The organism is Commensalibacter sp. Nvir (assembly GCF_963921845.1).
In the GTDB taxonomy this organism is placed as follows: domain Bacteria; phylum Pseudomonadota; class Alphaproteobacteria; order Acetobacterales; family Acetobacteraceae; genus Commensalibacter.
Genome location: NZ_CAWUGZ010000139.1, coordinates 1 through 14,599, shown reverse-complemented (window position 1 = coordinate 14,599; position 14,599 = coordinate 1). Strand labels below are relative to the sequence as shown.

Below are 14,599 nucleotides of genomic sequence, written 5' to 3'. Positions count from 1 at the left end.
TTATAATACTTAATATTTTAACACAAAAAATAAAAAGAAATAAATTAGTTAAACCAAAATAAATGAGCCAATAATAATTTTATAATCCATAATACAATTTAATTAATCTGTAACCAAGCCCAATTTTTATTTCGTTAGCATTAATATCAACGTAAGCCGATCAAAAAGCTAATTAAGAGGTTTTCTTTTCATTTAAATTTATATCGAATATACTTATTTTTTCCTAATAGAATCTTATGGATAGGATCCCTATATGCTCTCTTCAAACTGTTTTTTTTCACCAACTAAAGAGAATGAACATTCTAATGAAACTGTTAATCTTTCATTGCCCCGTTGGAATTTATCTGATCTTTACGACTCCCCTGAAAGCGCACAACTTAAAACAGATCTTATAGAGGTGAGCAAATCAATCGAAGATTTTATACTGTCTTGCGAAGGAAAACTCCAAGAGTTTACTGGAAAATCATTGTCACAGGCCATTGAGTCTTATCAAAAAATTAGCGAGGGTTTAAGTAAAATTGGTTCATATGCGCAACTTATCTTTGCCACAGATTCAACCGATGCTAAGGTTGCGCAATTTTATCAATACATTAATGAAAAAATTACTACTTTATCCAGCAAAACCTTATTTTTTACTTTAGAAATTAACCATCTGTCGGACGAAAACTTAAACAACAAATTCCAAGACAATTCACTTCAACAATGGAAGCCTTTTTTAGATACCGTTCGTTTATTTCGAAAGCATCAACTCAATGATGACATTGAAAAAATCTTACACGAAAAATCGGTAACCGGGGCAGCTGCTTGGTCGAGATTATATGACGAAACCCTTGCTTTTATGCAAATCAACATTCAAGGCAAATTTCTTACTTTGGGAGAAGCCCTTAATCAATTGTCGTCTGCAGATCGTACTAGCAGAAAAAACGCAGCCGAAGGACTATCAAAAGAGTTTTCTAAAAATGTACGCTTGTTTAGTTTGATAACAAACACATTAGCAAAAGATAAACAATTAACGGATCAATGGCGCCATTATCCAAGAGTTGATTCCGAACGTAATCTTGACAATAGGATTGAAGATCACGTCATAGATGCGTTGGTTAACGCAGTTACCCAAGATTACCAACGATTATCCCATCGCTATTATCGGCTAAAATCCAAATGGTTAGGATTAAAAAAACTTCAACATTGGGATAGAAACGCCCCATTACTTGACGATCAAGATCAACTTATTTCTTGGGACAAAGCTAAAGAAATCGTATTTAAAGCTTATAATGATTTCAGCCCTCAATTGGGCGATATCATTAGTACTTTTCTGAAAAATCCCTGGATTGATGCGAAACCGAATCCAGGCAAGGCTTCGGGTGCGTTTGCCCATCCAACCGTGCCTTCAATACATCCTTATATTTTATTAAACTATCATGGTCGTAATCGCGATGTAATGACACTAGCCCATGAGTTAGGTCACGGTGTTCATCAAATCCTTGCTTCAAATCAAGGCTATCTTTTATCCAACACCCCATTAACCTTGGCCGAGACTGCCAGTGTATTTGGGGAAATGCTAACCTTTCAAAGTCTTTTACAGGCACAGTCTAATATAAATCAAAAACGTGTTTTACTTAGTCGTAAAGTAGAGGACATGTTAAACACTGTCGTAAGACAAATTGCCTTTTACCAATTTGAACGGAAAGTCCATGAAGCACGACAAGATCAAGAACTGCTTCCTGAACAAATAGGTCAGTTTTGGCTTGATACTCAAAAAGAAAGTTTGGGACCAGCTTTTGAATTTACCTCTGATTACGCCAATTATTGGACCTATATTCCCCATTTCATTCATACTCCCTTTTATGTTTACGCTTATGCATTTGGGGATTGCTTGGTCAATGCTTTATACAAATCTTACCAAGAAGGTCATGCCAATTTCCAAGAAAAATATATAAATCTGCTCAAAGCAGGGGGCAGTAAAGGACAAAAAGAATTACTTGCTCCATTCGGTCTTGATGCTTCCTCTCCAACCTTTTGGAAAAAAGGATTGGATTTAATTTCTCAATTTATTGACGAATTAGAAGAGGGTTAATTCATGAAAACCGATGACAAATTAGATAAAACAAGTTTATTTGGTGGCATGCGGCGAATGATACGATCAACAACAGCCGTAGGTGGGATTGCTGCTCGACTCGCCGGGGAAAAGGTTGGAATATCCATTAATAAATCCGCACATGCTGAAGAACTAAAGAATATCTTGGGTGGGCTTAAAGGACCTATGATGAAAGTTGCCCAGCTTATCAGCACCATCCCCAATATTCTTCCCGAAGAATATGCTCAAGAATTGGCTGAACTTCAATCCAATGCACCCCCTATGGGATGGTCTTTTGTACGAAGACGTATGCAATCAGAATTAGGAAAAGATTGGGAAAGTCGTTTTTTGAAATTTTCCCATGAAGCGGCTGCCGCCGCAAGTTTAGGTCAAGTTCATAGAGCTTTATTGTTTGACGGTAAAGAAGTTGCTTGCAAATTACAATATCCAGATATGGCAGGTACAGTTGACGCGGATCTTAAACAGTTAAAATTGCTTATTTCTTTGTATCATCGGTTAGATAATGCCATTAAACAAGATGAAGTTTACAAAGAACTGGTAATTCGACTTCAAGAAGAGCTGGATTATAAAAGAGAAGCAGCCAATTTGAGATTATTTTCCCTTATGCTCCGAAACAAAAACTCAATTGTGATCCCTCAGCTGATAGAAGAACTTTCTACCGAACGCCTATTAACAATGAGTTGGATTGAAGGAAGAGGATTAAAAACAGCTATTGATTTAGGTTTAAATCAAATCCAGAGCAATGGTATTGCACGTGCACTGTTTTGTTCTTGGTATACCCCTTTTTATCATTACGGTGTTATACATGGCGACCCACACATGGGAAATTTTTTAATTAATAGCCAAAATCAATTGTGTCTTCTCGATTTTGGTTCCATCAGAATATTTAAAGGAAAATTTGTAAAAGGCGTTATTGATCTTTGTAAAGCTGTGGAAACCCATGATGACGAGCTGGCATATCATGCCTACAAATCATGGGGATTTAAAAATATATCTAAGGAAACTATGGATATTTTAAATGAATGGGCTCGTTTTCTATACGCTCCTTTGACACAAGATAAAGAACGGTCAATCCAAGACGACAGCGATCCATACATTGGTCGAAAATTAGCTGCCAAAATTCATAAAGGTTTGCAACAAACCGGTGGGGTAACCCCTCCGAGAGAATTTGTCTTGGTCGATCGTTCTGCTATTGGTTTAGGAAGCTTATTTACCCGTTTAAATGCTAAATTGAACTGGCATCGTTTGTTCCAAGAATTGATCAAGGATTTTGATCAAGAAAAACTTAATGCAGATCAAAAAAGTGCTATGAAACAGGCAAGGGTTCCTAATCCTCTTGAATAGAAGCCATAGTACTTAAACATTATTAAATTTAACTTGTATTGGTTCTATAAAAACCACTCCCCCTTATTTTTTGGTTTTAGCAAGTTAAAAAAATTTATTACGATGTATCCTAGATTGTATAAGAAGGTTTTAATAACTTGTAATAATTTTTGAACCGCATATATTTTTCCTGATAATAATCCTTAAATGAGTTATTTGGATAATATGTTGCTTCTATTTTTGGTTGCGTAAGCATTTGGCTATAATCCGTCATGCTTGAACAACTTAACCTAGCCAGCCTGGCCGCCCCTAACGCAGGTCCTACATCCCCTCCTATTCGATAGTCCAAGATAAGTCCCGTAATATCAGCAAGCAATTGCCGCCAAAATTCACTTTTGGCTCCGCCTCCGATCAAACTTATTTGAGTAGGTGTTAATCCTGTCTCATGCAAAACTTCCATATTTTCAGCCAAACCAAAACTAACACCTTCAACAACGGCTCTTGCAAAATCCTTTTGTTCACATTTATGCGTTAACCCTAAAAAAGCACCAGTTGCTTTGGCGTTATTATGAGGGGTGCGTTCACCAGATAAATAAGGAAGAAAAAGTAAAGAAGATTCAGGATCTGCCAATTGTGCGTATTGGAGCAATTCAGGCACCGAAGATAAGCCTATTGCTTTTATAGCCCAATCTAAACAAGACGCAGCACTCAACATAACGGACATTAAATGCCAAGTATTGGGTAACGCATGGCAAAAACTATGCACAGCTTTTTGGGAATTGCTTAAGAAACCATCACTAACAACAAAATAAACGCCTGACGTGCCTAAGGACAACATGGCTTGCCCTTTACGATAAATCCCCACACCTATCGCCCCGGCAGCGTTATCACCACCACCAGCGGTAACCATAACCGAAGAAGATAATCCCCATTTCCGCGCCAATTCTGGTTTTATTTTTCCAGTGTTTTGATTGCCTTCGTATAACTCTGGCATATGACCTATAGTCAATCCACACGCCTTTAACAACTCGTCGCTCCACGCTCTTTTTTTAACGTCTAACCACATTGTGCCCGAAGCATCCGACATATCAGAAGCAAATTGACCATTTATCAACCAGCGTACATAATCTTTTGGCAAAACTACTTTGGCTATTTTGGCAAAAAGCTCAGGCTCATATTTTCTAACCCAACAAATTTTAGGCGCTGTAAAGCCAGGCATCATTAAGTTACCCGTAATTTCACGCGAAGTTGGCACCAAACGTTCTAGATCTATACATTCCTGATAACTGCGTCCATCATTCCATAAAATAGCAGGTCTTAGGATTTGATGATTTTTATCCAACAGTACTGCGCCGTGCATTTGCCCCGTAAGACCTATGGCTCTGACTTCGAATAATGGATAAGATTGTTTTAGTTTAGCCATAACCTCTTCAACAGCTATCCACCACTGAGCGGGATCTTGCTCCGACCAAAGAGGTTTCGGACGCGATACCGTTAAACTGGCGGTATGACTAGCCAGTATATCATGGTTTTCATTTAGTAAAATACCTTTGACACCAGATGTGCCTATATCAATACCAATATACATATTAATCCCTTCAATCTATGACCGCTGTCTAAAATAAATCACCTAATCTTACCGACATGATTAGACATAAACCAGCCCCATATTATTCACAAATTCAAGAGTTATTTCTTATTCGTATTTAAAAATTTACAAGCAACATCCGACCCTAATAAACAGCCCTTTACAAATAATTTTTTTGCTTCTTTTAAATTTCGATTATTATCTTTGTTATTACGATAAAACTTCCCAAGAGCAACCATAGATTGCACGTTTCCTTGTTGAATAGCTTGCTTTAAATAATTTATGCCGAGTGTAGTATTTGGAGGTACTCCCACTCCCCCTAAATAGATTTTTCCTAATCGATATTGGGCACTAATATTTCCTTGTTTGGCCGACTGTTCAAAAAGATATCTAGCCATAGAAAGATTTTTTTCCACGCCCAATCCCTTTGAATATAAATTTGCAAGGGCATATTGTATGTCAGGATTTCCACTTGATAAGCCTGTTTGATACAGTTCAAATGCCTTTTTGTAATTTACGGCTTTACCTAAACCAAATTCATAAATTTGACCTGAGTTCCAAATTGCTTTGAAATTTTTATTTTTTGACGCTTGTTCAAACCATTTGATTGCTTCTGCGTAATCTTGCGGGATGAAGATACCATTTTTATATAATTCAGCCAGATCAAACTGTGCTTGCTCATCCCCTGCTTTGGCTGCCAATTCATAATATTCACGAGCTTTTTAACCACATTGAACTACACCTACACCATGAAGGTAAATATCCGCCAAAGCTTTATAAGCCATGATATTATGTTGTGTCGCAGCTTTTTTATACCAATAAAATGATTTGCTAACGTCACGAGAAATGTCTTCTCCTTTTGCATAGCATTGAGCAAGTTTTAATTGGGCTTCCACATTCCCTAAACGTGCAGATTTTTCGAATAAATCAAAAGCTCTTTTAATATTTTTATTATCACCCTCATCCCCCATATAAATTAAAGCTAAAGCATACATAGCCCTATTATCGTTTTGATCTATAGCTTTCTGATACCAATAAACTGCCTTCGCCAGGTCTTTAGGAACTTTAGTCCCCTCATCATAGAGACTTGCCAATACAAATTGTGCTTCAATATAATTCTTTTGCGCAGACTTTTTTAAAAGTTCAAAGGCCAAATTATAATTGATATCTACACCTTTACCGTAGGCGTACATTTTTGCTAAGTTAAACTGAGACAGAGGATTTTTTTTTGCAGAACGATCGTACCAATACATCGCTTTGGAATAATTTTTCTTTATTCCCTGACCCTGCTCATACATAACGCCTAAATAATATTGAGCTTGGTTATCCCCTTTGTAGGCAGCCTTCTCAAAATACTTTAACGCTTTTAAAGCTTCTGTTGGTTCAGCTTTATTTTGGTAATATAAAGTACCAAGATAAACTAAAGCTTGTAAATTACCTTGATCTGCAGATTTTTCAATGAGCTGCAAGCCCTTTAAAGTATTTTTTGGCACTCCTAAACCGTTATAATAAAGAAAACCCAGAGCATATTGACTTTCTGCATTTCCGCTGTCGGCAGCTTTACTATACCACGTGACTGCAATTTTAGGATCGTATTTAACCCCTTTGCCTTTGAGATACATGGTCCCCAAAGCAAATTGCGCTTTGGCATAGCCTTTTTTGGCAGCTCTTGTATAAAACTCTAAAGCTTGATGATAATTTTGTGGTTCTTCTTTTCCATTTTCATACTTAAAACCCAACATATATTGCGCTTCCTTGCTCCCAGCGAGAGCAGACTGTTCAAGATACTCTCTGGCCTTTTTCATATCTTGCAAGGTACCGTTCCCTTGCATATATATGTTCGCCCTTTCAAATTGAGCTTCAACAAAACCTGCTCGAATAGTTTTGTAAAAAATTATACACAGCACAATAAAAACTACACACACTAAACCCAAAAGTTTTCCGATTAAAGCAATTTTAAACCTAGACATAAAATACTAACTAAATGCGTTATAACAACACGATTGATTTTTTAATATTTACCAATAAAAAACAAAATTATTACAGTATTAAACTAATTGTATTTAATTTACTACTTTGTTCAAAACTATTTACACTACTATTTATTCACCACTTATCTATAGACATATAAAAATTCTATTAAAAAAATAAATTCGTATAAAAACTAAAAAATTCTTAAATTAACCTTACCTTAAAGATTAAGTTCTTACATACTTGTAACGTAACTCAACAATCACAAAAAACAAAAGTTTAACACATCACCTTATCCTGAGTTTGAAGAAAAATGAATACTTATACTATTGAACAGATACCAATCGTTGAATGTTTAAAATTAAGAAAAAAAATATTGGCCCCCTTTTCTACGCTTGAAGAATGCAAGCTCTCAGAAGACGATCAAGGTCGACATTACGGTTATATTTCACAAGATAAAGTATTAAGCTGTCTAAGCATTTTCAAACGTCCATTAAACGCTTATCAAATCCGTAAATTTGCAACCGACACGGATTATCAAAAGCAAGGAATAGGCAGTACAATTTTTCATTTTGCTCTTAATTTATTAAAAGAAGAAGCATCCAGCAAGATTTTAATTAACGCACGTAGCACTGCCATTGGATTCTATCGTAAATTTGGCTTTCAGATTTGCGGAGAGTGCTATATGAAGGCAAATATTACATACCAATTTATGGAACTTTCCCTGACCCCATCAACTCATAGTTCAAAGTAAAAAACTACTGTAATAAAATTATTTTTTTCAATTTTCATTTTTGGAAATTTCGACAAAACGTTCGCCTATTTTTCATATGGGTTACTCACGATAGAGTAATCCATATGAACTATTAATTCGTGTAACAATTTTATCCTAATTTAACCCACCAGAACGTGCTATGTTTGTAAAAGAGTTTTTATAAAATACAATTTTTTATGTAATTTACATACAACTGGAAGCAATATTATGAAAAAGCGTTTATTAGGAAACCATGGACCTAAAGTTTCAGCATTAGGCTATGGGTGCATGGGATTAAATTACGGCTATATTCAAACCCAACCTCTTAGCGATAAAGAAAGCATAGACCTCATACACCAAGCCTTTAATCTTGGAATTAATTTCTTTGACACTGCCGAGATTTATGGACCTTATACCAATGAAAAAATTGTCGGTGAAGCCCTCGTTGGCATAAGAGACCAAGTGATCCTAGCTACAAAATTCGGATTCGACATCGTCGACGGTAAAATGAATGGCTTTAATAGCCAACCGGATCATATTAAAAAAGTAGCTGAAAACTCGCTAAAAAGTTTGAAAACTGACGTCATTGACATTTTTTATCAACATCGAGTGGATCCTGATGTTCCCATCGAAGATGTAGCTGGTGCGGTTAAAGACCTCATCGAAGAAGGAAAAGTAAAATATTTTGGACTTTCTGAAGCCAATGCCCAAACCATACGAAAAGCGCACAACGTTCAACCAGTAACGGCCATTCAAAACGAATACTCTTTATTCACACGAGATATTGAAACAAACGATATTTTAGATACGTGCGAGGAATTGGGCATTGGAGTGGTGGCATACAGCCCCTTAGGCAGAGGATTTCTTACTGGATCGTTTGATGAAAATGTACAATTTTCTAAGGATGATTTTCGTTATAATAATCCTAGGTTTAATGCAGAAGCCTTTAAACACAATCTTACTTTGGTTGAATTTTTGAAAACCGTTGCAAATGAAATCAAAGCCACCCCGGCCCAAATCGCACTTGCTTGGTTGCTTCACCGAAAACCTTGGATTGTTCCTATACCAGGAACTACAAAACTCCATCGATTAAAAGAAAATATCCAAGCAAGTTCACTACAACTCTCCCAGCCTATTATTGAGAAAATAAATGAAATATTTAAAATCGGTTCTGTAGCAGGCGAACGTAGAGTTAACGTTCTTAGTAAAAATAAATAGACCTAAAAAGGTTAAAGATTTCAATTAATATAAAATTGAATTCAGCTCCTTAATTAGGCGTACTACGATAAAAGTTAATCCATTTCTTTTGGTAGCTATCAAATAATTCGCGCTGCACAACATTAAGACATCATCAAATTGATGGTAAAATGCGTTTAATTTGACAATTTTAACCAAATTTAGTCAAAAATAATATTAAAATTGGTTTTTAATTTATTTAGTTTTTGACAATTAAAATAAAAAGCTCCAAAGCCCGTCAAAACATTAAAAAAGGCTTATCGTTATAAAACGATAAGCCTTTTCATAAAATTAAATATTACATAAAATTATTTTTGAGCTTTAAGATGTTTTACACATTCGCTGTAATAGCCACCGCCTTTTTGGATCCATTTAAGATTACCGTTTTTACCTGACTCTTTATTTAATTTGTATTGATCAAGACAGGTTTTGCGTCTAGCAACTCCTTCTTTTTCAGAAGCGTATTTGGCATCAATTTTGTCAGGGAAAACAGCCTCGGAGTTACTGACAGCACTTTCAGCTTTTTTAGCCTCGGGTTTATTTGCCGGATCTTTTGCTTGTCCTTGAGTTCCCGCAGCGGCAGCTTGATCTTGGCAGTGCGTTGCTTTAAAGTCTTTAAAAGTTTTTTCTGATAAACTTCCTGCTTTTTTGGCAGCATTAAATTGTTCTCGGCATTCTTTATTCGTAAGCGCATGAGCAGATGTCCCCATTACACTTATACTAATGAAAGAAACTATAGCTAAAGAAGTGCTTGTTTTAACTAGGCTAGACCATACTGATTTCATTTTAAATTTCCTTTAAAATTGTTAATCAATGACTTGCTCTAATGCTGGATTTTAACCATCAAAAAAGGGTACATTCGAAAAATCATGAATTAATTTGCTCATTATGCAAGACCATGTCTAACCCTTGACGTTCGGCATCGGGATTGACGCGCAAACCAATCCATGTATCAATTGACTTTAATAGTACTAACGAAATAATTCCACTCCAAATAATAGTTACTGTCACCGCTTCAAGTTGAGCAATAACCAGACTTAGAGAAGCAGAAACACCAGCAGGGTTTGATTTTGTCGCAGACAGTTGACCACAAGCAAAAAAACCCGTCAAGATTGCTCCGATAATGCCACTTACTCCATGCACACCAAACGCATCCAGTGTATCATCGTATTTTAATTCACGTTTTAAATAAGAGCAACTCCAAAAACAAGCAATCCCACCAACGAACCCCATAAACAATGCGGACGCAGGAAGGACAAATCCTGCTGCAGGCGTAATAACCACCAGACCAGCGACTGCACCCGAAATGGTACCTAAAACCGTTGGTTTTTTTCTTAAAATCCATTAAATAAGCATCCAGCCGATCCCACCAGAAGCAGCTGCAATTTGAGTAACCAGCATGGCCATACCCGCCCTACCATTAGCCCCCAAAGCAGAACCTGCATTAAAACCAAACCACCCTACCCATAACAAGGACACACCCATAACAGCATACCCTACATTATGAGGGGCCAAATCACTTTTGCCGTAACCCACTCGTTTACCCACCATTAATGCAGACATTAAACCAGCTACGCCGGCATTAATATGCACAACTGTTCCCCCTGCAAAATCAATCGCCCCTAGCCCAGCCAACCAACCTGTCGGTGACCAAACCCAATGTGCAATAGGTATGTAAGAAAATAGCCCCCATAATATGCAGAACAGGCATAACGCACTGAATTTAATGCGCTCTGCAACAGAACCAAATAAAATAGCAACAGAAATAATAATAAAAGTCATTTGAAAAATGACATATACACTTTCGGGAATAGTCATGGCTAGAGGCAAAGTAGTATTCGCACCTATAATGAATCCTCTATCAACCCCAAAACGATAATGATCAAGAATACCGTTTAACATTACTTTTGAAAAGGAACCTATAAAAGGCGATCCCGCTGTAAAGACAAGACTATAGCCAATGACCACCCACAGTAACGTAATCATGCAACAAATAGCAAACGACTGCATCATAGTAGCAAGCACATTTTTTTTTCGAACCATACCGGCATAAAATAAGGCAATACCCGGTAGAGTCATCAGTAAAACCAAGGCCGTGCTCATAAGCATCCAAGCCGTATCGCCTGTATCCAAAGATGGAGTAGAAATAGTGCTTCCGTAGGCGTGCATCGGTATTAAAATTAATAAGGCTATGCAGAAAATAGAACTTAAATATAAGGGAACAACGACAAAAAGTTTCAAAATAAACTCCCTTAACATATCATTTGTTTAAAAACGTTTTTCTACAAAGCCAGCGCTTAATAAATAACGGTATAATATCTTGATTTAAAAAAAATAACGCTCTATACCCTATGCATTTTAAGCATACGTTTTACTTTAGTAGCAATATCTTAAGTAAATAAAAAACTAATAACTGCGTTAAAAATTCACTTTTGTATTCAAAATGGATAAAATGATTATACAAAACTGGCTTGGTGTCGATATGAAAAATGACTTCTCTACCTTATTAAATACCATTATTAGCGAGAAAAACACCATGGGCAATACAGTGAATTTATTGAGGAGTGGACCAGATAGCCATGAAATAGATATAAAATCCTTGTGGAACGAAATTGTTAGTGAAAGTCAAATCTGCTGCGATCCTTTGCTCATTAGTTTTTTTCACACGTGCGTACACAATCATCATGATTTTGCCAGCGCCCTTGCCGATCTACTCGGACGCAAATTAGGGGATGATTCTATTTCAGCCTTATCGTTAACTGAGCTAGTTTTACAAACCTACCATGTCGATCCCACCCTTATCGCCATCGCGGCTGCAGACCTGATCGCCGTGATGACCAGAGATGCTGCGTGTCCAAACCTAGTAACACCCTTTCTGTTTTTTAAAGGATTTCATTCTATACAAGCTTACCGTATTGCTCATTTTTTATGGAAACAAGGCAGGAACTATTTAGCTCTTCACTTGCAAAGCCGAATTTCTGAGGTGTTTGGAGTTGACATCCATCCTGCAGCGTGCATCGGGCAACGGGTTATGATCGACCACGCTACCGCAGTTGTTATTGGAGAAACAGCGGTTGTTGAGGAAGACGTGTCCATTTTGCAAGGGGTTACCCTTGGGGGAACAGGAAAAGCCGAAAAAGATAGACACCCTAAAGTTCGAAAAGGCGTATTACTCGGGGCTGGAGCAAAAATCCTTGGAAACATTGAAATTGGCGAAGGGGCAAAAGTTGGCGCAGGTTCAATCGTGTTAAACAATGTTTCCCCGTATACCACAGTGGTGGGAAATCCTGCTCGAATAGTTGGAACACGCCATAAAGATTTGCCTGGATTAACCATGGATTTATCGTTTCCACCTATTGACTATATTATTTGATCAACGGTTCCAATTCATCAAGTCTATTTAAAACCCGAGACGCATCAAGTGGTTTGGACCAAACACTAAGATGATCGAAATATTTAGGGTCAACCCCTGTCTCAAATCGGTCTGCCCAATATCTTAGTTTCCCTTGTTTAGCCATCACTAAAAAACAAGGGTTTTCATGGTGGCTGGGAATAATTTCGTAGATAATAGTATCAGGTTTACAAAATCCTATATTGGCTAGCCCTGCCCCCAACAAAGCCACCACTATTTTGGCGTTTTGAAAAAAATGAATTTGCTCATCTAATGTAAATTCTTCAGGATCTAGGATAAAATAACCCCGCTGCTTTAATAACGAAACAAGTTCGTGTTCATTCTTTAAGGCTCGATTGCTTTTATGTAAACGACTAATGTAAATTTTTTCATAACTCTGATAGGTATGTTGTAATCGTTCACTGTTGTTTATAATCAAAGCATACGCGTGCACAGATAATTGAGAAATAACAAAATCAGCTTCCCCCGTCGCCAATTCAATGTAATGTACACAGGGCAATACGTAATATTGTTTTTTTTCAACAGGCAGACCTTGGGTAAAATCAAAACCGAGCAATTCTAGACTACGACGTTGCCAAGAAAGTAACGGTTCAGGGATTAGATATTTGCCTGCTATTCCTAAATGCATTGCTGCATAATAGGCGGGGATCGCATGAACCATCCAATGGTAATAATTATTTTCCCAATGATCATGACAACTAAAAACCACCGCTTCATTTTGATACGATAGAAGCGGATCGGTCTGAAGGGTAAGAGAGTTTAACAACGCGTTGTTGATAAAATGATTACAACCCGAAATAGGTTGATTATTTTTAAAAAAAACCATTCGATAAGAATCAAGAACCACGTTTTGCAATTCATAACGATATACCCATTTCGCTGGTTTATGCCATTGCCAAAAGGGGTAAGCCTCTTTATTACGAATTGTGGACCCATTCATCCAAGCAACACTACCGTCGCATCCCTCACATCGTTCAACGGCAATTTTCTGCACAGCCACTTTTGCTAATCTGTAAAAATTGCCAAAAAAATAGCCTTTTAATCGTTTAAAAAGAACTTGAATATACTTTGGTAAAACCCTGTACATTGTTTTCAACTTAAGATGAAGTACGAGCCACTTCGTACAATGCAACGGCAGCAGCAACCGAAACGTTTAAACTGTCAATAGGGCCGCGCATGTTCAATCGGGCAAACTCATCGCAATTTTTACGAATCAAAGGTCTAATACCACTCCCTTCTGCACCCAAAACCAATACCAATCGCCTTTTGGAAAATTGATTGCCATCAAACAATTCCCCATGGGCGTCCAGTCCAACCACCCAGAAACCTTTTTCTTTGAACCGATCAATTTCGCGATTTAAATTCACAGCGCGCATAACCAATACATGGTCCAAAGCCCCGGATGCTGCTTTTGCCAATACCCCGCTTTCTTCTGGAGAATGACGATCTTGCATAATTACCCCCGCTGCACCGAAGGCCATGGCTGACCGTAGAATAGCCCCGATGTTCCTAGGGTCCGTTACCTGATCCAATATCAAAATAGGACCCGGACGTTGGAGCATGGCCTCGCTGTCCGCGTCGGGAAGTGGGGAAACACTTAAGGCAACCCCCTGATGCACGGCATCCCTACCGCAGATTTTGTCCAACGCCAAACGATCCATAATTTCATGGCGAAAGGGCAATGGCTTAGTTAACCGGTGACTTAATTCTTCAAAAGCACTGTCGGTTGCTATGAGCCTACTTTTTTGGCGGTTTGGGTTTTCTAAGGCAGCTTGCACCGTATGCATCCCATACAGCCATAGCCCAGATTTAGAAGAACGTGCGGTTGAAGATCGTTTTTGCATAAAAATTCAATCAAGTAGTGGACGAAATGGTGAGAGTATAAAAGTTTTACTAAAAATCTACAAAGAAAACTTAATCCTGTGTTGACAATCGCAAGCAGATATTGCTATTTACCGTATAGATTTAAGGAGGGGTGCCCGAGTGGCTAAAGGGGGCGGACTGTAAATCCGCTGGTGTACGCCTACGTTGGTTCGAATCCAACCCCCTCCACCATGACCCATTTTATTTCTGTAAAATTCCCTAAAAAAATTACTAAAACCCTTCATATTCTGCCATTTCGTGTTATCATTCTGTAAAGTTTGATAAACTTTAATAAAGTGAATTAAGGGGTATTTTTGGGGGTATCAATAGTGAAATGGGGGTATCATGCTTAGTGAC

General features: G+C 37.5%; 11 protein-coding genes, 1 tRNA gene and 1 pseudogene. 6 read left to right on the top strand and 7 right to left on the bottom strand.

Features of this window, described 5'->3' with window-relative positions:
• Positions 1-253 precede the first annotated feature (253 nt).
• Both AABE15_RS08935 and AABE15_RS08930 read left to right on the top strand, forming a co-directional pair.
• Positions 254-2,074: a M3 family oligoendopeptidase gene (locus AABE15_RS08935; protein WP_338330948.1), complete on the top strand. Its 1,821-nt coding sequence runs from the start codon at positions 254-256 to the stop codon at positions 2,072-2,074.
• A 3-nt stretch (positions 2,075-2,077) separates the two neighbouring features.
• Positions 2,078-3,439, top strand: a complete 1,362-nt coding sequence (locus tag AABE15_RS08930) for an AarF/ABC1/UbiB kinase family protein (protein WP_338330947.1) — start codon at positions 2,078-2,080, stop codon at positions 3,437-3,439.
• A gap of 109 nt (positions 3,440-3,548) precedes the next feature.
• Here the strand turns inward: AABE15_RS08930 and xylB are convergent, their stop codons facing one another.
• From xylB to AABE15_RS08915, 3 genes are all read right to left on the bottom strand, one after another.
• Positions 3,549-5,006, bottom strand: coding sequence for a xylulokinase (gene xylB / locus AABE15_RS08925; protein WP_338330946.1), 1,458 nt, complete (start codon positions 5,004-5,006; stop codon positions 3,549-3,551).
• A gap of 101 nt (positions 5,007-5,107) precedes the next feature.
• Positions 5,108-5,707 (bottom strand): tetratricopeptide repeat protein, encoded by a 600-nt coding sequence (locus AABE15_RS08920; protein WP_338330945.1) that lies wholly within the window; start codon positions 5,705-5,707, stop codon positions 5,108-5,110.
• Positions 5,708-5,728: 21 nt separating this feature from the next.
• Positions 5,729-6,976, bottom strand: coding sequence for a tetratricopeptide repeat protein (locus tag AABE15_RS08915; protein ID WP_338330944.1), 1,248 nt, complete (start codon positions 6,974-6,976; stop codon positions 5,729-5,731).
• A 314-nt stretch (positions 6,977-7,290) separates the two neighbouring features.
• On the opposite strand from AABE15_RS08915, the gene AABE15_RS08910 reads away from it, so the two are divergent.
• A complete protein-coding gene (locus AABE15_RS08910; protein ID WP_338330943.1) occupies positions 7,291-7,731 on the top strand; it encodes a GNAT family N-acetyltransferase in 441 nt (146 codons plus the stop codon).
• 228 nt (positions 7,732-7,959) lie between these two features.
• Entirely contained in the window at positions 7,960-8,949 is a 990-nt protein-coding gene (locus AABE15_RS08905; protein ID WP_338330942.1) for an aldo/keto reductase, read from the top strand.
• Between the two features lie 326 nt (positions 8,950-9,275).
• On the opposite strand, the gene AABE15_RS08900 is transcribed toward AABE15_RS08905, so the two are convergent.
• Together AABE15_RS08900 and AABE15_RS08895 are read right to left on the bottom strand one after the other, a co-directional pair.
• Positions 9,276-9,752: a hypothetical protein gene (locus AABE15_RS08900; RefSeq protein WP_338330941.1), complete on the bottom strand. Its 477-nt coding sequence runs from the start codon at positions 9,750-9,752 to the stop codon at positions 9,276-9,278.
• Positions 9,753-9,834: 82 nt separating this feature from the next.
• Positions 9,835-11,136 (bottom strand): annotated as a pseudogene (locus AABE15_RS08895) (ammonium transporter).
• Between the two features lie 367 nt (positions 11,137-11,503).
• On the opposite strand from AABE15_RS08895, the gene cysE reads away from it, so the two are divergent.
• A complete protein-coding gene (gene cysE / locus AABE15_RS08890) occupies positions 11,504-12,340 on the top strand; it encodes a serine O-acetyltransferase (protein ID WP_338330949.1) in 837 nt (278 codons plus the stop codon).
• Here the strand turns inward: cysE and AABE15_RS08885 are convergent.
• Positions 12,333-13,379, bottom strand: coding sequence for a glycosyltransferase 61 family protein (locus tag AABE15_RS08885; protein WP_338330940.1), 1,047 nt, complete (start codon positions 13,377-13,379; stop codon positions 12,333-12,335). The two genes, cysE and AABE15_RS08885, sit on opposite strands and share 8 nt — an antisense overlap.
• Before the next feature lie 97 nt (positions 13,380-13,476).
• A complete protein-coding gene (gene rlmB / locus AABE15_RS08880; protein WP_338330939.1) occupies positions 13,477-14,223 on the bottom strand; it encodes a 23S rRNA (guanosine(2251)-2'-O)-methyltransferase RlmB in 747 nt (248 codons plus the stop codon).
• A 125-nt stretch (positions 14,224-14,348) separates the two neighbouring features.
• On the opposite strand from rlmB, the gene AABE15_RS08875 reads away from it, so the two are divergent.
• A tRNA-Tyr gene (locus AABE15_RS08875) sits at positions 14,349-14,434 on the top strand.
• Positions 14,435-14,599 lie beyond the last annotated feature (165 nt).

What these genes read in the sequence shown, in the direction of transcription:
- AABE15_RS08900 (WP_338330941.1), bottom strand. Translation starts at nt 9,752, where the DNA reads ATGAAATCAGTATGGTCTAGCCTAGTTAAAACAAGCACTTCTTTAGCT.
- rlmB (WP_338330939.1), bottom strand. Translation starts at nt 14,223, where the DNA reads ATGCAAAAACGATCTTCAACCGCACGTTCTTCTAAATCTGGGCTATGG.
- AABE15_RS08930 (WP_338330947.1), top strand. Translation starts at nt 2,078, where the DNA reads ATGAAAACCGATGACAAATTAGATAAAACAAGTTTATTTGGTGGCATG.
- xylB (WP_338330946.1), bottom strand. Translation starts at nt 5,006, where the DNA reads ATGTATATTGGTATTGATATAGGCACATCTGGTGTCAAAGGTATTTTA.
- AABE15_RS08915 (WP_338330944.1), bottom strand. Translation starts at nt 6,976, where the DNA reads ATGTCTAGGTTTAAAATTGCTTTAATCGGAAAACTTTTGGGTTTAGTG.
- AABE15_RS08905 (WP_338330942.1), top strand. Translation starts at nt 7,960, where the DNA reads ATGAAAAAGCGTTTATTAGGAAACCATGGACCTAAAGTTTCAGCATTA.
- cysE (WP_338330949.1), top strand. Translation starts at nt 11,504, where the DNA reads ATGGGCAATACAGTGAATTTATTGAGGAGTGGACCAGATAGCCATGAA.
- AABE15_RS08935 (WP_338330948.1), top strand. Translation starts at nt 254, where the DNA reads ATGCTCTCTTCAAACTGTTTTTTTTCACCAACTAAAGAGAATGAACAT.
- AABE15_RS08910 (WP_338330943.1), top strand. Translation starts at nt 7,291, where the DNA reads ATGAATACTTATACTATTGAACAGATACCAATCGTTGAATGTTTAAAA.